This window comes from Xanthomonas fragariae (assembly GCF_900183975.1).
Lineage (GTDB): Bacteria > Pseudomonadota > Gammaproteobacteria > Xanthomonadales > Xanthomonadaceae > Xanthomonas > Xanthomonas fragariae.
This window is the reverse complement of the sequence record NZ_LT853882.1, coordinates 684,146-704,100: the sequence shown is the minus strand read 5'-3', so window position 1 is coordinate 704,100 and position 19,955 is coordinate 684,146. Positions and strand designations below refer to the sequence as shown.

General features: G+C 62.2%; 12 protein-coding genes, 6 pseudogenes and 1 riboswitch. Of the genes and pseudogenes, 9 read left to right on the top strand and 9 right to left on the bottom strand.

What is annotated here, in order from left to right:
• Positions 1–56: 56 nt before the first annotated feature.
• Positions 57–947 (bottom strand): NAD(+) diphosphatase, encoded by an 891-nt coding sequence (gene nudC, locus PD885_RS03185; protein WP_002805001.1) that lies wholly within the window; start codon positions 945–947, stop codon positions 57–59.
• A 508-nt stretch (positions 948–1,455) separates the two neighbouring features.
• On the opposite strand from nudC, the gene PD885_RS03180 reads away from it, so the two are divergent.
• From PD885_RS03180 to PD885_RS03155, 6 genes and pseudogenes are all read left to right on the top strand, one after another.
• Complete coding sequence (locus tag PD885_RS03180; RefSeq protein WP_040762466.1) at positions 1,456–2,982, top strand: site-specific integrase; 1,527 nt, start codon at positions 1,456–1,458, stop codon at positions 2,980–2,982.
• A gap of 221 nt (positions 2,983–3,203) precedes the next feature.
• On the top strand, positions 3,204–4,172 hold the full coding sequence (locus PD885_RS03175) for an IS5 family transposase (RefSeq protein WP_088056647.1): 969 nt from the start codon (positions 3,204–3,206) through the stop codon (positions 4,170–4,172).
• 110 nt (positions 4,173–4,282) lie between these two features.
• The gene (locus PD885_RS03170) at positions 4,283–4,927 is read left to right on the top strand and encodes a 4'-phosphopantetheinyl transferase family protein (RefSeq protein WP_145954089.1); all 645 of its coding nucleotides are present in this window, start codon (positions 4,283–4,285) and stop codon (positions 4,925–4,927) included.
• A 60-nt stretch (positions 4,928–4,987) separates the two neighbouring features.
• Positions 4,988–6,132, top strand: a protein-coding gene (locus tag PD885_RS03165) for an IS3 family transposase (RefSeq protein ID WP_088057097.1) whose coding sequence is annotated in 2 segments (ribosomal slippage) — positions 4,988–5,225 and positions 5,225–6,132 — 1,146 coding nt in all. Because the reading frame shifts where the segments join, the coding sequence is not laid out codon by codon here.
• Positions 6,129–6,332, top strand: coding sequence for a hypothetical protein (locus PD885_RS03160; protein WP_082244181.1), 204 nt, complete (start codon positions 6,129–6,131; stop codon positions 6,330–6,332). The genes PD885_RS03165 and PD885_RS03160 overlap by 4 nt, the downstream gene beginning before the upstream one ends.
• Positions 6,332–7,020, top strand: a pseudogene (locus PD885_RS03155) (TolC family protein). Before PD885_RS03160 ends, PD885_RS03155 begins: the two are co-directional and overlap by 1 nt.
• Positions 7,021–7,085: 65 nt before the next feature.
• On the opposite strand, the pseudogene PD885_RS21895 reads toward PD885_RS03155, so the two are convergent.
• From PD885_RS21895 to metE, 4 genes and pseudogenes are all read right to left on the bottom strand, one after another.
• Positions 7,086–8,443: pseudogene (locus PD885_RS21895) on the bottom strand (choice-of-anchor X domain-containing protein); the annotation flags it as partial.
• Positions 8,444–8,596: 153 nt separating this feature from the next.
• Positions 8,597–9,322: pseudogene (locus PD885_RS03145) on the bottom strand (IS5 family transposase); the annotation flags it as partial.
• Between the two features lie 114 nt (positions 9,323–9,436).
• A pseudogene (locus tag PD885_RS20395) lies at positions 9,437–10,039 on the bottom strand (choice-of-anchor X domain-containing protein); the annotation flags it as partial.
• 279 nt (positions 10,040–10,318) lie between these two features.
• Complete coding sequence (gene metE / locus PD885_RS03130) at positions 10,319–12,610, bottom strand: 5-methyltetrahydropteroyltriglutamate--homocysteine S-methyltransferase (RefSeq protein WP_002802697.1); 2,292 nt, start codon at positions 12,608–12,610, stop codon at positions 10,319–10,321.
• A gap of 209 nt (positions 12,611–12,819) precedes the next feature.
• A riboswitch (cobalamin riboswitch) is annotated at positions 12,820–13,063 on the bottom strand.
• Between the two features lie 487 nt (positions 13,064–13,550).
• Between metE and PD885_RS03125 the strand changes: the two genes are divergently transcribed.
• Positions 13,551–14,462: an Abi family protein gene (locus PD885_RS03125; protein ID WP_002802695.1), complete on the top strand. Its 912-nt coding sequence runs from the start codon at positions 13,551–13,553 to the stop codon at positions 14,460–14,462.
• A gap of 258 nt (positions 14,463–14,720) precedes the next feature.
• Here PD885_RS03125 and PD885_RS03120 read toward each other — a convergent pair.
• A pseudogene (locus tag PD885_RS03120) lies at positions 14,721–15,043 on the bottom strand (NAD(P)H-binding protein); the annotation flags it as partial.
• 153 nt (positions 15,044–15,196) lie between these two features.
• On the opposite strand from PD885_RS03120, the gene PD885_RS03115 reads away from it, so the two are divergent.
• A complete protein-coding gene (locus PD885_RS03115; protein ID WP_002802692.1) occupies positions 15,197–15,628 on the top strand; it encodes a winged helix-turn-helix transcriptional regulator in 432 nt (143 codons plus the stop codon).
• A gap of 311 nt (positions 15,629–15,939) precedes the next feature.
• On the opposite strand, the gene ilvD is transcribed toward PD885_RS03115, so the two are convergent.
• From ilvD to PD885_RS03095, 3 genes are read right to left on the bottom strand one after another with little or no spacing between them, the layout of a single operon-like run.
• On the bottom strand, positions 15,940–17,778 hold the full coding sequence (ilvD, locus tag PD885_RS03105; protein ID WP_002802691.1) for a dihydroxy-acid dehydratase: 1,839 nt from the start codon (positions 17,776–17,778) through the stop codon (positions 15,940–15,942).
• A 49-nt stretch (positions 17,779–17,827) separates the two neighbouring features.
• Positions 17,828–17,992, bottom strand: a complete 165-nt coding sequence (locus tag PD885_RS22620; protein ID WP_156775372.1) for a hypothetical protein — start codon at positions 17,990–17,992, stop codon at positions 17,828–17,830.
• A 58-nt stretch (positions 17,993–18,050) separates the two neighbouring features.
• Positions 18,051–18,596: a gamma carbonic anhydrase family protein gene (locus tag PD885_RS03095; protein ID WP_040762037.1), complete on the bottom strand. Its 546-nt coding sequence runs from the start codon at positions 18,594–18,596 to the stop codon at positions 18,051–18,053.
• A gap of 141 nt (positions 18,597–18,737) precedes the next feature.
• On the opposite strand from PD885_RS03095, the pseudogene PD885_RS03090 reads away from it, so the two are divergent.
• Positions 18,738–19,931: pseudogene (locus PD885_RS03090) on the top strand (cyclic di-GMP phosphodiesterase); the annotation flags it as partial.
• Positions 19,932–19,955 lie beyond the last annotated feature (24 nt).

The following is a 19,955-nucleotide window of genomic DNA, read 5'->3' as shown; positions in this document are numbered from 1 at the left end:
CGAGTCTAGCCGAGCGGACGCAAGCACACCCGCCGCACCGCGCCGGTCTGCCAAGCTCAGCCATGTGAACGGTGCCAGTGCTCGATCAACGCGCATGCAATGGAAATGCGCGGCGGCAAATCGATGTCGCCTTCGCCGGCCAATGCGGCGGTCACCTCGGCATGGCTGACCCAGCGCGCGTCTTCCAACTCACCGGTGACCTGCGGCATCTCGGCCGCTGCGGCGCGCGCGGTGAAGCCGAGCATCAGCGCGCCCGGGAACGGCCACGGCTGCGCGCCCTGATAGCGACAGTCCTGCACATGCACGCGGGTTTCTTCGAAGACCTCGCGTGCAACGGCCTGCTCCAGCGACTCACCGGGCTCGACAAAGCCGGCAATCACCGAATAGCGGCCCGGCGCCCACCTTGCCTGACGGCCAAGCAGCAGGCGCTCGCCGTCGCTGACCGCCACGATGATTGCCGGATCCACGCGCGGGTAATGCTCGCTCTGGCACTGCGTGCACTGTGCGATAAAGCCGGCCCGCCGGAACGCGATCGCCCCGCCGCAGACACCACAAAAGCGCGTGCGCGACTGCCAGTGCAGCATCGCACGTGCGTAGGCAAACGCCGTGGCGATGTCGGCCGGGCAGTCGGCCGCGACCTGACGCAGATCGATGCGCTGCGGTGCCTGCACACCGACAATATCGGCCGGCAGACAGAACCAACCGACGTCGTTGCGCAGACCGAGAAAGATCGCCGAGTCCGACCCGGCTCCGAGCGCGGCGCCGTCCATCAGCAAGGGTTGGCCATCCGCATCGGCTAGCGCCGTGCCCTTGGCGTCGAGCAACAGCACGCGGCCGCGCTGCAAAAGACGTGCCAACGCATCGGGATCGTCACGCAGCAAATCGCCACGGTCGAGCGGTGCGTGAGTGAAGGCAAAATCGGAGGAAGAAAAAAGAGACTCTGACATCGGCGCAAGCCTGCCGATAATCGGCATCGCCTGCAACCGTCGCTTTCAGTCAGACGGCTTCGCTACCGGCGCGTGTTAAGACGTGGAGGCCACCAGCGCAGGCCGGTCGATCACCGCGTGGTCGCATCAAGCCGCTGGCTACCCGGATTGCGAGGCAGCGCGCGCAGTTGTTGCAGCGTTCGGGCAACGACGTCGCCCCGCCGTCATCCTCAGCCTCGCCGCTTGCATCAGCGACAAGGCACCCCGGCACAGGCTTTCGAAGTATCCCGGGCGTGCGGGTCATCCGGCAGATCGAACCGACGACCGTCGCTTTACTGCTGCTTGTCCAACAACTGATGCCGCGCTGCAACGATGCACGGTTCATTCGTCACCAGATGGACGAATGCTGCCCACCTCCACCATCTGATCGCGGAAAAGAGCAGTAAGTGCTTGATTTAGCGAAGGTTCGGCCCGGGGTTTGATGTTCAGTTTGAGCCTGCGTTAGGTATCAAGCGAGGTATCAAACCCCGTGCCGAAGCCTTATTTTCTGCGCCGCCCTGCTGGGCTCTATGTGCGCTTCTTCGTCCCGACTGACCTGCAAGCCCTCATCGGCTCACGCTACCTTGTCCGTCCCGTTCGCTTGGCCCTTGGTGATGCTGACCGTCTGGCCGTAGCACGAACGGCTGTGGCACTCTCCGAAGCATTCGATCGGATGCGGCAGGATGCGAGCATGAAAGACGATTTGCTGAGCCAGGCGCTGGCCTCGTTGCAACGCAACGAAGCCCGACCCTACACCATCAAAGTCGGTGGCGTGGAGCTCTCTGCCAGCGGCGCCGAAGATCACGCCCGGCTGTTGGACGCACTGAAACACCTTCCTCTTCAGCAACTGGCTTCTATGAAAAACGCCGGACCGTTGCTGTCAGAGCGCGCCACCATCCACATTAATGAGATGCGGCGTGTGGGGCGAAGCGCGAAAAACGTGCTCGATACCGAACACAGCCTGAGTCTGTTTCTGGCCCTGGTGGGCGACAAGCCGGTCGAGGACTACAAGACCGATGATGTCCGAAAGTTCCTGGATGCGCTCGAACACTACCCGAGCAATGCCACCAAAAAAGCGGTCTTTGGTGGCCTTACGCCTGTTGAAATCCTGAACAAGGCGCGGCAAGGTGGTCATGAGCTGCTGAGCATGCGCACCAAGGAAAAGCATCGGGATCGTATTGCATCCTTCTTCAACGCCTTGGCGAACGAAGACCTGATTAGCAAGGCGCCTCACAAAGCCATCCTCAATCGTGCCAAGTCGCTCACCGATGAGCCGAGTCGTGATCCGTTTAGCCAAGCCGAGCTTGAAGCGCTGCTCGAACTGAATGCATTCACGTCCTGGGCGAAGAAGTATCCGCACCGATGGTTTGGCACGCTGTTGGGATTTGCGACCGGTGCTCGGGTCAATGAGGCCGCTCAGCTCTATGTTGACGACATCGGCAAGGTCGGCGATTTCTGGGGCGTGCATTTCAGAGCCGCCAAGCCCGATCAACGCTTGAAGAACCCCCATTCTTCCCGCTTTGTGCCCCTGCCCACATCGCTGATCGAGGCTGGGTTCTTGGTCTATGTGGATGAGGTCAAGCGCGCAGGCTTTGAACGACTGTTCCCGCATTTGCCCTACAACGCCGAAAATGGCTACGGCGACGCGCTGGGGGATCAGTTCCGGGCATATGCGATCAAGCGAGGGTTAACCCAACGGCTCAAAAGCTTTCATTGCTTCCGACACACCTTGTCCAATGCGCTAGTCAATGAGCATAGCATCTCGCTTCCGATCTCCCAGCAAATCACCGGGCATGAGTTGACGCCTCCGCCGGGCTTGAAGCATTACGTCGATCCACCTTCTGTCCCCGCTCGCTTTGCGGCCATTGAACGGTTTGGCCCTCCGCTTCCATTGCCCGCTTACACGCCAGGGCAATTTGACCGTGCGTTCAAGCAGGTTCGCCACATGGAACGACGACGAGAGCAAGCGGCCCAAAAGAGGACGAACAAAACAAGAACAACAGGGTGGAGGAATTAAGCGGCGCGGATGGAAGTATGGAAGATCATTTCAGATCTGATGCCTCGCATTGATTCCGTGCTTAGGCATCATAACGAGTTTCGGAAGCAACCCTGGTATGAGCGGTTGCCAGCCTCTTGCTTCGGGTCGCTTATGACCGAGAAATTGTGCATCTCTTAGGGAACCTCTGAACAACGCACTTCAAATGCGCGACACTACACACCTACGTTGAGGAGTCATCCATGCAACTGACGTTCGGTGACGCTGAAGGTTTGGGCAAGCGCAAGCAGACTCGCCGCGAGATCTTCCTGGCCGAGATGGAGCAGGTGGTTCCGTGGAGGCATTTGCTCGGACTGATCGCGCCGCACTATCCGGTGTCGGGGCGGCCTGGTCGACAGCCGTACGCACTGGCGACGATGTTGCGGATTCATTTGCTGCAGCAGTGGTATGCGTTGAGCGATCCGGCGATGGAAGAAGCGTTGCACGAGATCCCGACCTTGCGCCGTTTTGCCCGGCTCGGCGGTTTGGACAATGTTCCCGACGAGACCACGATTTTCAACTTTCGCCGCTTGCTGGAAACCCATGGCCTTGCAGCGCGGATGCTGGAGGCCGTCAACGCGGATCTGGTGCGCAAGGGTCAGAGCCTGCGGTCCGGCACGATCGTCGATGCAACCCTGATCGCTGCGCCCAGTTCGACCAAGAACACCGACCGCGCGCGCGACCCTGAAATGCATCAGACCAAGAAAGGCAATCAGTGGTATTTCGGGATGAAGGCACCCATCGGCGTGGATGAGTTTTCCGGGCTGGTGCGCCACGTCCGTTGTACGGCTGCCAATGTGGCCGATGTCACGGTGACCCACGCATTGCTGCACGGCAAAGAAGACAGTGTGTTCGGCGACAGCGGCTACACCGGTGCGGACAAACGCGAAGAACTGCAGACCTGCAAGGCTGGTTTTTTCATTGCCGCCAAGCGTTCGACGATTCAAGCCATTGGCAACAAACGCGAGCGCCGCCAGGAAGAACGTTGGGAATACTTCAAAGCAAGTGTGCGTGCGAAGGTGGAGCATCCATTCCGCGTGACCAAACGCCAGTTTGGCTACACCAAGGTCCGCTATCGCGGCTTGGCCAAGAACACCGCGCATGTGCTGACCCTGTTCGCACTATCCAATCTGTGGATGGTGCGCCGGCAGTTGCTGCCGGCCAGGGGATAATGCTGTCTGGCGCCAGCCAACGCCGCAAGAAACCGTAGAAATCGTATCGCACGCATCAACTCTGTGCGCTATTGGCACGCAGCAGGCTCGAATTTTAGAGGTCTGGTGCGTTGTTCAGACCTTCCTTAGCTCAGACAGAAAGGTCCGAGGAATTGAAGATCTCCATGATGTCCGATACGCGGGACGATGAAGGCCTTGACGAGCAAGCCTGCGCTTCTTTTTTGGCCAGGAGCGCGCTAGCGTCCTTCGACACGACGACCTATGCAATGGCTGCCATCCGCATGCGTTGGCAATACTCCCTGCCCTGCCCGGATGCCAGTACGCTGATCGTGCAGGTGATCGCATTCGAGTTCGAGCGCTTCTCACTCGATGCGTTTAGCCTCTGCGATATTGTCTGCCCTGACACGATTGCCCGCAGCGTTCGCAAGCGTCAGGCGGAATTTTTCTTTGGCCGGCTAGCTGCGCGAGAGGCCTTGCGCCAGCAGTCGCTGATTCCTGCCGACAGCTCACTCCAGATCGCCATCGGCGGCTCGCGCGAACCACTCTGGCCGGCTACGGCGATTGGCAGCATTTCGCACACTCCCCATCTTGCTGCGGCTGCGGTAGCGCCACTTGGCACCTGGCGTGGTATCGGGATCGATCTTGAGCATGTTATCGATGCTGGCTCACGCGAAGCCTTGCTGAGTACCGTTGTCGACCGCTCGGAACTGTCACTACTGCAGTCGATCTGCACATCCACCGATTACCCATTGTGATACGCCCAGGGTTTCCTAGACATCTCAAGGCCATGGAAAATGGTCAATTCGGAGGTGTCCATGAGCAGCAAGCGGTATACGGATGAATTCAAGATCGAGGCGGTCCGGCAAGTGACCAATCGTGGTTTCAAGGTGGCAGAAGTCGCGGAGCGACTAGGTGTCACCACGCACAGCCTCTACGCCTGGCTGCGCAAGTTCGGCAAGCCTGGCGTGGTGCAGCGCGCCGAGGTGGACCAGAGCGCCGAGGTTCGGCGGCTGAAGGCAGAGTTGCGTCGAGTGACCGAGGAGCGCGACATCCTAAAAAAGGCCGCCGCGTACTTTGCCAAGGGGTAAGGGCAAAGTACGCCTTCATGCAAGCCCACTGTGGGGAATTCAGGGTGTGTGCGATGTGCCGGGTATTGCGGGTCAACCGGTCGGGCTATTACGCCTGGTTGTGCTCGCCCAACAGTGAGCGCGCCAAGGAAGATGAGCGCTTGCTTGGACTGATCAAGCACCACTGGCTGGCCAGCGGCAGTGTCTATGGGCATCGCAAGATCACCAGGGATCTGCGCGATCTGGGTGAGCGTTGCAGTCGCCATCGGGTGCATCGGCTGATGCGCACCGAGGGACTGCGTGCCCAGGTGGGCTATGGTCGCAAACCGCGCTTCCATGGAGGAATGCAGTGCAAGGCGGCGGCCAACCTGCTTGACCGACAGTTCGACGTGACTGAGCCGGACACGGCCTGGGCAAGCGATTTCACCTTCATCCGCACGCATGAAGGCTGGATGTACCTGGCTGTTGTGATCGATCTGTTTTCCCGGCAGGTCGTCGGCTGGGCGATGCGCGATCGGGCCGACACCGAGTTGGTCGTGCAGGCCTTGTTGTCTGCGGTGTGGCGGCGCAAACCCAACGCTGGTTGCCTGGTTCATTCGGACCAAGGGTCTGTCTACACCAGCGATGACTGGCGCAGTTTCCTGGCGTCCCATGGCGTGGTGTGCAGCATGAGTCGGCGTGGCAACTGCCACGACAACGCACCCGTGGAGAGCTTCTTCGGCCTGCTCAAACGCGAGCGGATCAGGCGGCGGACCTATTCCACCAAGGACGCCGCTCGCGCCGAGGTATTCGACTACATCGAGATGTTCTACAACCCCAACCGCCGCCACGGTTCAACTGGCGACCTGTCCCCTGTAGAGTTTGAACGGCGCTACGCGCAACGAGGGTCTTGAGTGTCTACGGAACCCTGGGCGTATCAACCGGCTCCGGTGGACGCCATTCGCTGGGCACCGGAGTGTTTGTTGGCACCTTGGCCTTCACGGTGCGGGGCATCTTTTTCGTGCCGTTGTTCTACGTAATGGTACGCAGCCTGTTTCCGGGTAAAACAGCCGATCACTCAACTGCGATCCGTACCTCGGAGGTGACCCCATGATGCGCAACCCATCTGTTGGTCTGGCGATGGCCTGCGCCATCGCATTGAGTGGCTGCGTCAGCATGGCGCCGCGTTATGCGCGCCGGACGCACCCGTGCCCAGCGTCGTTGGCGACACCGGCAGCGCGGACAGCAGTGCGCCTTGGACTAGCGGCAAGTGTTGATCGATGCACGCCTGCAGCAAGTGGTGGCACTGGCGCTGGACAACAACCGCGACCTGCGCGTGGCGGTACTCAATATCGAACAAGCGCCTGCGCAATACCGCATTCAGCGTGCGGACCTGTTCCCAGCGGTGGATGCCACCGTCTCGCACACTGCGCAGCGCGCTGCGGCGGCTACCGGTTTGACCGGGGCGTCGCAAATCACTCGCAGCGCCGCCGTGCAAGTGGGCATCAGCAGTTTTCAGCGACGTGACCGATGCGCTTGCCGAACGCACGCAATTGGACGAACGCATGTATGCGCAACGCGGCTTCAAGCTCTCGGATGCGCGCTACCGCAATGGCGTAGACAGTTATCTAGTGGCGCTGGACGCGCAGCGCACGCTCTACAGCGCGCAACAGCCCTTGATCAGCTTGCGGCTGACCGAGGCGAGCAATCGGCTGACCTTGGACAAGGTGCTTGGCGGTGGCGTCGATGCGCAATCAACTGTGACATCACCCCAAGCCCAGGCACCGGTCGCACAACGCTAGCGCCTTCCCAGACACGATGGCCAACGCATGCGCCGGCCATCGTCTCGCACGACTCTAGAACTGCATCACTTCGCTGCGTTGACGTTCATCACCGCATTGCGACTGGCATCCAGATACTGCGCCGAGTCGCGCATGCCGGTGGTGTGGCATTGCCCGGTCGTGTGACCGCGATTCACGCCGCCCGGTAGCTGCGCGTCGCTCTGCTCCACGGTGCCGTCTTCCGGGTCGTTCAAGACCAGGTCCGAGGCCGCGTTGCAGTGGTCGTTGGTGTACCAGTTGGTCTTGGCGAACGAGGTCGTGTAGTAGTTGACCTTGGCGCGCGCGTCGGCGGGAATGGCGGCCAACCAGGCCTTGGCGCCGTCGTAGGTCAGGTCGGTATTGCTGCCGCAGCCCACCCCAAACCACGAACCCACCGCAGCCAGGATGCCCGACAGATTGGTGCCCTGATACGGCGTGCCCACCGACTGCATCACCCGCCCACCGCTAGCGTTATCCAGCCCGCTCCAGTATAGGTATACAGATGCAGCGCGGCCATGCCGCCCTGGCTGTGCGCCACTGTCGCGAATGAGGACCACTGGCTGGCGAACTGCGCCAGCTGCTGCGCGAACTGGTCGCTGCTGCGGTTCTGCTTGGCATCGATAAACGACGACGCATTGGTGAACTGCGCTTGCGACCACACGCCGCTGGAGCAGTAGCCATGCACCAGTACCAATTGCGAGCCGACCGCCTGCGGCTGCACCATCGCAGACGCTAACGCGATCGGGCGCGGCCCCATGCGCATGCTCTCATCGATTGCAGCGGTAGCGCGCGCGATGCTGGCACGCCGCAACGCGGGCAGCTGCAGCGGCAGCGTGTCGGCCTGCACTAGCGGGATGTAATAGTCCGGGTCTTCGATGCGTAGTGCGCGCAGCGTAAACGGCGCACGCGCGCCGACACGCGCAATCCAGCGTTCGTCCAGGCTCAACGGCAACTGCCCCTGCTGCGGTGACAGCATGCCGCCAATCCATGCCACTGGCATGTCCTTGCCCTTGGTATCGGTGCCCCACACCTGGCCGAACACGCGGTAGTGCGAAGGCGCCTTGCCGTGCGCGGCGACCGGCAAGGCAATGCTGAGCCGTGTGCCATCGGCAGCACGTGCGCTGAGCGCGTTATCGAGCAGGCGCAATGACGTATCCAGCACCGGCAACACATGCTCGCTGGTGCGCACGAACGGCTGCCCGGCCTGGTCGTGACCATGCACGATCACCTGCGCAATCCAAGTGCCTTCTATGGTTGCTTGGAACGTGCCGCCGTACACACCATCACCGGCGGCGCTATCGTCATGCCTGCCGTCATCGGCCATCGGCAGCATGCGTACGCCGCCTTGCGGATCGATCACACGCAGGCTGGCTTCATCGATCTGCCCGGCTTGTGCGGTAAGTAGTCGTCCCTGAAAAATCCCCTTCAAGCGCCAAGTGCCGTCGGTGACAGCGGCACGGCGCTCAAGGATGACCATCCCATCGCCCGCATCCAGGCACGCAAAAACGCGATCCAGCGCAGCAGCCAACGCAGGTTGTAGCCGGCCGCGCAGCCGAGCACGTGCATCGAGTTTGCGTTGGATGTCGCGCATGAGCCGTCCCAGCACTGTGCGTTGACGTCGCAGGACGCGCCGCATCCGCTTGAACTGGCGCGCATGCGCATACCGACCTGCCTTGCGGCTCAGGGCCGGGCCTTGCCGCGCGTAGCTCTGCCGCAATCCGATGCTGTGCCGCTTGGCCAGTAACACCAGCTTCTTGCGTGCCACCTCCAGCAAACGGCTGTCGGTCGGATAGGCGATCGCCTTTTCCTGCACCGTGGTGTCCACGATCACCCGCGACAACTCGCGTGCGTCCACCGCCTGCATCGCATGCGCGGCGTTGATGGTGTGCGCCAGCAGCTCTTCCATCCCGGCCTCACCCAGGCGCTGCCGCCAGCGCGTCAGCGAGCTGGCATCGCACGGCAAACGCGTCTGGAACACGACCTCACCGGTGAAAAACTGCCAGTACGGATTCTCCAGCCAACGCTCGCACACCGTTTCATCGGACAGGTCGTAGGCGTGTTTGAGGTAGAGCAAACCGGCAATCAGTCGCACCGGCAATGCCGGCCGACCGCCACCGGCCTGGGTGGCCGGCAAGCGCGATGAAAGTGCTTGCTCCAACGCCGTCCACGGCATCCGTTGGCTCAGCCGCGCCAGCGGATGACGCAGATCGATCTGGTTCTCCAGCCGCGAACGAAACAACTCATCGGCAGGCATGTGCTCGGCAGCAGGACGGCGTGTACGCATGGGCGGAAACTGCCAGAAACCAGCCTTCAGCGTAGCGAACACTGGTAGTTCTGGCACGCCGGTGCAGACATCAAGGCCTTGCGGTCGTTGGGTGGTTGGGGTTTTTCAGGGGCGACTAAGTAGGGTGGCGCCGCGCGTGTCGTTACCGCTGAGCAGTGCGTTGAGCGTGAGCGATCGACCGACTTGCTGCCGACGATGACGCACGGACGAGGCCAGCTGCGTGCGCGCATCGCCCTCCATCAACACATAGCCGCGTTGCGCCACCGGCGAGGCCGATTGCAGGGTTAGCAACCACGCACCGTTTTGCGCCGAATCCTGCGCATAGCACATGCCGCCGATGCCGCTCTCTGCAGTTCCAAGCAGCGTGCTTTGTGCTTACAGCAGCGGTGTCGCAGCAGCGGTACGTGCCCCGGCAACGCTCGGTGCAGTCACTGCCGCATCCCATGCGTGATCGCCAGCCAACACCATGAAACGCAGGTGGCCGTTTTCCACCGGCAACGTGCCTTGCCAGCGCGCAGAGCTACCCGCCGGGGCCAACTCCACCGGCAGCAATGCGCTCTTCGACAGGATGGCAGATTCCGCCGGATCGGGTGTGCGTATCTGCGCGAACTCCTCCGGTGGGCCAGCCAATTGTTTGGGCTGTAACTCGGCCGCGGCCAGCGGTGCGGACACGAGCGACAGAGTGCACACGAACGACAACAGCGACGGCCTCGGCATGGCGACATCTCCCCTTGAGCGTTGCAGAAGCGATGCCGCCGCGCATAGCGACGACATCGGAGGCAGCGACCCCTCGCTGCGATTCGCCGATGGTTATACCTCGCTGGTGTGCCAAGTCTGCTGTGCGCTGCAGCACCTCACACGCTGCACACAATTCCCGCGCAACGAACGTAAAAGAATGTGATCGAAATCGCGAACACGCCTCCCTCTCCCAAACAAAGAAGGGCAGCGCACGGATGCGCTGCCCTCTGGCCTATGCTTGGGTGATGCCTTCGCCGATCAGGCTGCCTTCGCCAACGACGCACGCAGCGTGCGCGCCGCATCCACCATCGCCTGCAATGCAGCGCGGGTTTCATCCCAGCCACGCGTTTTCAAACCGCAATCCGGATTGACCCACAACTGCTCGGGCTTGAGCACGGCGCGTGCCTTTTCCAGCAGCTGCACCATCTCGCTTGCATCGGGCACACGCGGGGAATGGATGTCGTACACGCCCGGCCCGATCTCGTTGGGATATTGGAACTTCACGAATGCATCCAGCAACTCCATGCGCGAGCGCGAGGTCTCGATCGAGATCACATCCGCATCCATCGCCGCCACCGCCGCGATGATGTCGTTGAACTCGGAGTAGCACATATGAGTGTGGATCTGGGTGGCATCGCGCACGCCGCAAGCGGCAATGCGGAAGCTCTCCACCGCCCACTCCAGATACGCGGCCCAGTCGCCACGCCGTAACGGCAAGCCTTCGCGGATTGCAGGTTCGTCGATCTGGATCACACCGATGCCGGCCGCTTCCAGATCGCGCACTTCATCGCGCAAGGCCAGTGCAATCTGCCGGCAGGTTTGCGCGCGCTCCTGGTCATCGCGTACGAACGACCACTGCAGCACCGTCACCGGGCCGGTGAGCATGCCCTTCATCGGGCGCTCGGTCAGCGATTGCGCGTACTGCGACCAATACACCGTCATCGGCGCGGGGCGTGCCACGTCGCCGTAGATGATCGGTGGCTTCACGCAGCGCGAGCCGTAGCTCTGTACCCAACCCAGCTTGGTGAAGGCGAAGCCTTCGAGCTGTTCGCCGAAGTATTCCACCATGTCGTTGCGCTCGAACTCGCCGTGCACCAGCACGTCCAGCCCGATGGCTTCCTGGAAGCGCACGCACGACTCGGTCTGTACGCGCAAAAACGCATCGTATTGTTCTTGCGACAGCTTGCCGGACTTGTAGCGCGCACGCGCTTCGCGCACTTCGTGCGTCTGCGGGAACGAACCGATCGTGGTGGTAGGATACGCCGGCAATTGCAACGCCTGTTGCTGCGCCACACGGCGCTGCGGATAGACCGATGCACGCCGCGCGCTATCGCCATCCAATGCTGCCAGGCGCTTGCTCACGTCAGGCCGGTGCACTTTAGGTGAGGAGCGACGTGCCTCCACGGCGGCGCGGGTTTGTTCAAGCGCGGCGTTGGCGTGCGGTTTGTCATCGAGCGCATCGGCCAACGTGCGCAGCTCGCCGAGTTTCTGCTTGGCGAACGACAACCAGCTACGTAGATCTGTATCGAGGCTTTTCTCCACATCCAGATCCACTGGCACATGCAGCAGCGAGCACGACGGTGCCAGCCACAGGTTGTCGGCACCCACATGCCCTCGCGCATAGCGGGCCAAGGTCAGGGCATTATCCAGCGGCGTACGCCACACGTTGCGGCCGTTGACCAGACCAAGCGACAGCACACGCTCGCTTGGTAGCGCGCCGAGCACCGCATCGAGTTGTTCCAACCCACGCACCAGATCTATATGCAGGCCATCTACCTGCAACGCGGCAGCCAGGCGCAGGTTGTCGTCCAACGCACCGAAATACGTTGTCAGCAACAACTTCGGACGTGGGCCATTGGCCAGTGCCGCATACGCGGTGAGGTAGGCATCTTGTGCAGCGGCATCCAGATCCAGCACCAGCGCCGGCTCATCGATCTGCACCCATTCCGCACCGGCGTCGTGCAACTGCGCCAACAACTGCGCGTAGACCGGCAGCAGGCGTTCCAACAAGGCGAGCCGGTCGCTGCCATCGGTGGTCTTGGACAGCAACAGCAGGCTCACCGGGCCAAGCAGTACCGGCCGTGTGCGAATGCCTTGCGCCAACGCTTCGCGGAACTCGGCCACCGGCTTGTCGCCGCGCAACGCGAAGGTCTGGTCGGCATGCAGTTCCGGCACGATGTAGTGGTAGTTGGTGTCGAACCACTTGGTCATTTCCAGCGCGTGCACGTCCACGCCATCGGCCTGATGGCCGCGTGCCATTGCAAAGTAACCGGCCAGTGGGTCGCGCTCGGTGAGCGCGCGATAGCGCTGCGGAATCGCGTCGAACAGAAACGCGGTGTCGAGCACGTGGTCGTACAGGCTGAAGTCGTTGCTGGGCGGTACATCCACCCCGGCATCGCGTTGCAGTTCCCAGTGCCGCGCACGCAGCGTGCGTGCAGTGGCCTGCAAGTCGGCAGCGTCGCTTTCGCCACGCCAGTGGCGCTCCAGCGCCTGTTTGAGCTCGCGTCGCGCGCCGATGCGCGGGAAGCCCAGATTGGTCACGATCGTCATGTTGCATGTCCTCATTGCATGGGTGGCATTGAGGAACGAAGGAACCGCGCAACGTCTCCGCGCTTGCACGCAGGCCCGCCACACCAGCGACCTTCGCCCCCGCGGGCGAGCCGGCAATCGACGGGCAACGACGGACACGCACGCCACCATGCAGGCGGCGCACGGATCCGGCCGCTCCCCGCAGAGCGCCAGGTCGAAACGAAGGACGGTCGTGTCCCCCGGCCAGGGCCGGTATTCGGGCTGATGGACGTCGCCGTGCAAATGCACGGAGTGCCTACTGTCCGTCGCTTCCCAGACCGTGGCCGGTCCAGTGCTGTTGACGAAGGTCGTTTCCATTCACCGCTGCGGGGCAGCTCCGGAATGGGATGCAGATAGCACCCTTCACCGGATTCCCGTTTAATCCCATCGCTTCATCCGAATGAAGCGATGGAAACCGTGGCGTGCGCAGATTAGGCGCAGACGTGGCGGTGGTCAAGCAAAACTGTGGATGCCCGCATGATCTGCAAGTTGCGCCCCCATGTAGCGCTAGCAATGCGTGTAATTCCAGCGAGTGAATCGTCACCGTGATTTGCTTTTGAATTGCTGATCTAGTGCCCGTTTTTGCTCCAACGCAACGCGCGCTTCCCAAGCAGCTTCCTGTGGGATTGAGCGGGACATCCAGATGGCGAAACGCCTTGAAGTTCTCGCCCGCTATTCGCTCTGGGGCACGCTACCTAGAAGTTGCCTGGGCAGGGCGGCCTCGTACTCTTGACAGGTGAAAAGGCTTCACGCTGAACGTGATGCCTCTTGCCAGAAGCGGACATATTATCTCCGGCTAAAATTTTGTTGATGTGTAGGGCGGAATGGTGCAGAATTTCCCTAACACACCCGCCACGCCTCTACAGCTCTTGCTGGAAGCGCAATTTGGCGGGTTTTTTTGCCTTGGGCAACGGGGGCAGGGATGGTGCAGTACACGAAGGAGGCGTTGGATTACGCCCAGCAGATCCGGCAGTTGCAGGGCCGAGGTCTGGCTATCGTCGATCCTGTCAAAGCAGAGCTTTACCTGCGCAAGGTCGGCTATTACCGCCTGATGGGCTACCTGTTTCCTTTGCGAGTGGCAGGTAGCGACACCTATCTGCCAGGCGCGAGCATCGACACCGCGCTCAGGCTTTATGAGTTTGATCGTCATCTGCGCCATCTCGTAGGCGAAGCCATCGGGCATATCGAAGTGGCCGCCCGGACGGCAGTGACCTACAGGCTGGCTCACGCCTATGGGAGCTTTGCCCATCGCAATGCGGCTAACTTCCGACCTGACGGTGGGAAAGGCAACTGGCACGAAAGCTGGTTAAGTAAGGTCGACGAGCAGGTCTGCCGTGCCAGGGAGACGTTCATAGACCACTATAAGTGCCGATACACCATCCCACCTTTCCCCGAAGTGCCTATCTATATGGCCAGCGAGGTGATGTCCCTGGGCACGCTGTCCAAACTGGTGCGTGCCATGCATAGCGTAGATCAAGCCGCAATTGCTACTGAGTTCCACACGGATATACCGGTTCTGCTCAGCTGGCTTCACGCCGTCTCTGTGGTCCGCAACATTGCGGCGCATCACGGTCGCTTGTGGAATCGGGTTCTTGGCGTGTCGCCGAAGTTGCCCAGGCACGGAGTCTGGGCAGGCACGTCTTCGACGGTTCCACAAACACGCCTGTTCTTCATGCTGTGCGTGTTGAACCACCTTCTCAAAGACACTGCGGCCAATATCACGCACTGGCGGACGACGGTAAGCGATCATCTACGACCTCTCCTGGTCGACCCGTCGCGTAGAGCCAGCATGGGGGCTCCGGACAACTGGGAGACCCACGCGCTGTGGCAATAGAAGTTTGCCCTGGCATGCGTTTGGCACGCGGCCATACTTGCAAGTGATGCTCGATAGAGCGTTTGAAGTATGTGTATTGCCTGCCCGATTGTTAAGTTGCGACTGCGCAAGGCGAGGCCCCTCGCACGATTCGGCAGCAGGCAGAACGGCTGCGGGTAATAGATGCTGTGCGCGGCCACGCGTTGGGATGTCGGCCTAGGCACCGCGCAGCTGCGCGAAGTTGGAGCCGGAGCCGGAGCCAGCTCGGCGAAGATCTGCATTGGCGCGCGGCACGCTCGTATAGGCCAGCAATTCCACGCCGGCACGCTTGGCGGCCTCGATCACGTTGCGGTGCTGCAGCATGCGTGCGCCCACTGCATTGAACGACACCAGCAACCCCCGGTCGACGTCGGCAAAGGCCGCGTCCAGGCTCTGCGGGTCCGCGACATCAGCGCCACGCACGCTGATGTCGCGTTTTGCGAACTCTGCGAGTGACGCAGTATTAAGGGCCGTTGCTACGATGCGCGTGGCTGGTACGCGCTCAAGCAGTGCTTCGTCCACCAGTGCGCCAGCTACCCGCCGGCGCCGGTGACAAGGATCAGTGGGGGGCGTGTGCCATGATGGGCTCTAACAGGTATCGAGACGAGATTTGGTCTATTATCTAGATCTTGATGTCTGTGGACCTATTGTCAGGGCCGTTCGATCCTCCGCAAGGAGGCGGTTTTCCTCCACCCTGGTTACTGCGAGATACCCCTGTGAATGCGATTGCTCTGTTCCCGCCGCCGCCGTCTCTGGAAGGTCCGTTTGATGCCACCAAGTGTCCCGTGCGCGATGTGCTCGATCAGATCGGCGACAAGTGGACTCTGCTGATCCTGTTGACGCTGATCCCTGGCCCGTCTCGCTTCAGCGCCATCCAGCGAGCCGTGCCGGACATCTCCAAGCGGATGCTGACCCAGACCCTGCGCAATCTTGAGCGCAACGGCATGATCACTCGCAAGGTCTACGCCACCAAACCGCCGAGCGTGGAATACGCACTATGCAAACTGGGCGTGGCACTACTCGGCCCGGTCTCGCAACTGCTCAATTGGGCAGGCGAAAACCACGCCGGCATCCGCGCCGCCCGCGAACGCTTCGATCGTGCACAGCAAACGGTGATTGCACTGGATACCGATGAGGCGATGGCGTAGGCGAAGGACATCGTGTCTTTGCCAGTGAGCTGACGGACGGGCGCTGACGGGGTGCGCCCGCACTGCGTGGCAGCGTATTCGGTCTGGTTGCTCGGCACTGACGGCCAACCGCGGCACGCAGGCCCGGCCCACAGTGGCGAGGTCTGCGGCGCTGCCGGTGCGGCGGATTGGTCGCGCGCGTTGCTCGATGTATTGGCGCACACCGCGGGCGCAGCGCTGGTGTCGGTGCGGCGGAGTTCCAGCGCTGTAAGCTTCCCAGTACGGTCAAGTGCCACGAAAGCAAGAACGGCTGCCGCTATCGCTGGGTGGTCTCAACCATCCAGCAGCGCCTTATCCCGCACCGCGCCCTTATCCGCACTGGTGGCCAGCAACGCATACGCCTTCAACGCAGTCGTGACCTTGCGTGGGCGGACCTCAACCGGCTTCCATCCTTTGGCATCCTGCCCCGCGCGACGCGCAGCAATCTCCTCGTCGGAGACGCGCAGGTTGATCGAGCGACCAGGGATGTCGATCACGATCCTGTCGCCGTCGCGCACCAGGCCGATCGCGCCTCCCGCTGCTGCTTCCGGCGAGGCATGGCCGATGGACAGGCCCGAGGTGCCGCCGGAGAAGCGGCCGTCGGTGAGCAGGGCGCATTGTTTGCCCAGGCCCTTGGATTTGAGATAACTCGTGGGATACAGCATTTCCTGCATGCCGGGGCCGCCCTTGGGGCCTTCGTAGCGGATCACCACGATATCGCCGGCTTTGACTTCGTCGGCGAGGATGCCTTTGACAGCCGAATCCTGGCTTTCGTAGACGCGGGCGTTGCCCTCGAACACGTGGATGGATTCGTCCACGCCTGCGGTTTTCACCACGCAGCCGTCGCGGGCGATATTGCCGTATAGCACGGCCAGGCCGCCTTCTTGCGAGAACGCGTGTTCGACATCGCGGATACAGCCCTCGCTGCGATCGGTGTCCAGGGTGTCCCAGCGGGTGGCTTGGCTGAAGGCGATCTGCGTGGGAATGCCGGCCGGACCCGCCGTGTAGAACGTGTGCACGCTCTCATCGTCGGTCTGGGTGATGTCCCATTGCGCGATGGCGTCCGCCAAGCTGCGCGCGTGCACGGTGGCTGCGTTGGTATGCAGCAGGCCACCGCGCGCGAGTTCGCCGAGGATGGCCATGATACCGCCAGCGCGATGCACGTCTTCGATGTGGTACTGCGGCGTGTTCGGTGCGACTTTGCAGAGCTGCGGCACGCGCTTGGATAGACGATCGATATCGCGCATGCCGAACGGTACTTCGCCTTCCTGCGCGGCGGCGAGCAGATGCAGAATGGTGTTGGTCGATCCGCCCATCGCGATGTCCAGGGTCATCGCGTTTTCGAATGCCTCGAAGGTGGCGATGCCGCGCGGTAGAGCGGTGGGATCTTCGCCGCCATACCAGCGATGACACAGCTCCACCGCAACGCGTCCGGCGCGCAGAAACAACTGCTCGCGGTCGGCGTGCGTGGCCACCACGGTGCCGTTGCCGGGCAACGACAGGCCGAGCGCTTCGGTCAGGCAGTTCATCGAGTTGGCGGTGAACATGCCCGAGCACGAGCCGCAGGTGGGGCAGGCGCTGCGTTCGAACTCGGCGACCTTTTCATCGGAGGCGTTATCGTCGGCGGCGATCACCATCGCATCGATCAGGTCGAGCTTGTGTTCGGACAACTTGGTCTTGCCCGCTTCCATCGGCCCGCCGGACACGAACACGGTCGGGATGTTGAGCCGTAGCGCGGCCATCAACATGCCGGGGGTGATCTTGTCGCAATTGGAAATGCACACCAGCGCGTCGGCGCAATGTGCGTTGACCATATATTCGACCGAGTCGGCGATGATTTCGCGGCTGGGCAAGGAATACAGCATGCCGTCGTGGCCCATCGCGATGCCGTCGTCTACCGCGATGGTATCGAACTCCTTGGCCACGCCGCCGACGCGTTCGATCTCGCGCGCGACCAGCTGACCAAGATCCTTCAGATGCACGTGCCCGGGCACGAACTGGGTGAACGAGTTGGCGATGGCAATGATGGGCTTGTGGAAGTCGCCATCCTGCATGCCGGTAGCGCGCCACAGTGCGCGGGCGCCGGCCATGTTGCGGCCGTGGGTGGAGGTCTTGGAGCGGTACTCGGGCATGGCGAATTGGACGGCTGATCGGCGAGTGGTGGCTGGCAATTAGAACGCGTCACGACTGTTGCTGCTGCAACCGTCGCGGCGCATTCAGGTGATCCAGCACGGTAGCACGCAGCTGTTCATTCGGCGCGCCGACGCGTCCGGCGGTATGCGGCAGCTTGCCGCCGTCGATGGCAATGTGTGGGACATCGCGCGAGCACGCGCTGACGATGCTCATGGCGCTGGCGCTGAAGCGTGCGACCGGGCCTTGAAGGCTGGCGCAGGCAGCGCGGCCATCAGCTGCTGCTGGGCACGCCAAGATACTGATCCTTGAGCCGCACATAATGCTGCGCGGAGTAATGCAGGCTTTCGATTTCCTTGTCGTTGAGCATGCGCGCCAGGCGCGCGGGATTGCCCAGCCACAACTCGGCTTCGCCGACGATCTTGCCCGGGCCGACCACCGCACCGGCGCCGACAAATCCGTAGCGTTTGACGGTGGCGCCATCGAGCACGCAGGCGCCCATGCCGATCAAGCACAGGTCTTCGATGGTGCACGCGTGCAGGATGGTGGCGTGGCCGACGGTGACCTCTTCGCCGATCACGGTCGGATAGCCGGCCTTGTTGAACGGGCTGTGGTGACTGACGTGGATAATGGTGCCGTCCTGCACGTTGGTACGTGCGCCGATCTGCACATGATTGACGTCGCCGCGAATCACCGTTCCCGGCCACACCGACACGTCATCGCCCAGGCTCACCTTGCCGATGATGGTACAGGCCGGGTCGACGTAGACGCGTGCGCCCAGCTGTGGGGTGTGGTCCAAGAACGAACGGATCGGGGTCACGGCACTCTCCGGCAATCTAACGTATCGCCCGATGCGGGCACTGTTTGCATGATAGCGGGCGGTGCGCGGGTGCGTGCGACGCATCCTGGTGCTGCGTTGTCGGATGGGCAGTCACGCTGTCTGGCGAGGTCGAGCGCACCAGTGCACCATCCGTTCTGGAAGACCTCGTTTCTGGTCGACTCCGACGATGTGGACAAGATCCATGGCAGTCGCATCGAGCAACTGGTGATCGACACCGCGCGTGGGTTGGATGTGGAAGCGGCGGTCGCGGTCGCTGCGCAAGCCGAGCCGGTTGCCGCGAGTCCGCCGTCGCCGTTTGCAACCGAGCCATCCGCGCCCGAGCCGCCGGAGCCTGCCGGCAAAGAGCGCTCCGCGCGAACCGACAGCGTCACTGCGCAGGTCGGTATGGAGGCCGAGGTGGTGCGCGCGCGGCGTATTTTCGAAGACGGCCGCGACATGGTCGAGGCGATGTTTCGCGATGTACGGCTTGGGCGCACGGTCGACACCGACGCAGCGATGCCGCTGGTGGAAGCCATCAACGATTCGGTGCTGCGGCATCCGCAAGCCTTGATCAGCGTGGCGCGGCTCAAGACCGCCGACGATTATACCTATCTGCATTCAATGGCCGTGGCAGGCTTGATGAGCGGGTTGGCACGCCAACTCGGTCTGCCCGAGGCGCAGGTGGTGGAAGCGGCGATGGGCGGCCTGTTGCACGACATGGGCAAAGCGGTGACTCAACTGGAAATTCTCAACAAGCCGGGTAAGCTCACCGACGAAGAAATGGAGGTCATGCGCCAGCATCCGCTGGATGGCCACCGTTTGCTGGTGGCCGGCGGCGTGCAGAGCGCGGTGGTGCTGGAGATCGCGCTGCATCATCACGAAAAGATGGACGGCAGCGGCTACCCGAATCGACTGATGGGCGAGAACATCTCGCTGATGTCGCGAATGGGTGCGGTGTGCGATGTGTACGACGCCATCAGCTCGGACCGTCCGTACAAACGCGGCTGGGATCCGGCCGAATCGCTCAAGCTCATGGCGTAGTGGCAGGGGCATTTCGACCCGGCGGTATTTCAGGCATTCGTGCGTCGACTCGGCATTTATCCGGTCGGCTCATTGGTGCGGCTGGAATCGCAGAAGCTGGCGGTGGTGATCGAGCAGTCGCCCGATTCGCTGCTCAAGCCGAGGGTGCGCGTGTTCTATTCGGCCAAGCTGCGCAGCCACGTGCTGGTGCAGGACATCGACCTCTCGCGGCCGGATTGCCAGGACCGCATCGCGCAGATGGAAAGCCCGACCGACTGGGGCTTCCGCGATCTTGAGAAACTCTGGCTGCCGTAGTCGCTCTGCGTGCATTGCCTTTCG

What these genes read in the sequence shown, in the direction of transcription:
- nudC (WP_002805001.1), bottom strand. Translation starts at nt 947, where the DNA reads ATGTCAGAGTCTCTTTTTTCTTCCTCCGATTTTGCCTTCACTCACGCA.
- PD885_RS03175 (WP_088056647.1), top strand. Translation starts at nt 3,204, where the DNA reads ATGCAACTGACGTTCGGTGACGCTGAAGGTTTGGGCAAGCGCAAGCAG.
- metE (WP_002802697.1), bottom strand. Translation starts at nt 12,610, where the DNA reads ATGACGATCGTGACCAATCTGGGCTTCCCGCGCATCGGCGCGCGACGC.
- PD885_RS03125 (WP_002802695.1), top strand. Translation starts at nt 13,551, where the DNA reads ATGGTGCAGTACACGAAGGAGGCGTTGGATTACGCCCAGCAGATCCGG.
- ilvD (WP_002802691.1), bottom strand. Translation starts at nt 17,778, where the DNA reads ATGCCCGAGTACCGCTCCAAGACCTCCACCCACGGCCGCAACATGGCC.
- PD885_RS22620 (WP_156775372.1), bottom strand. Translation starts at nt 17,992, where the DNA reads ATGAGCATCGTCAGCGCGTGCTCGCGCGATGTCCCACACATTGCCATC.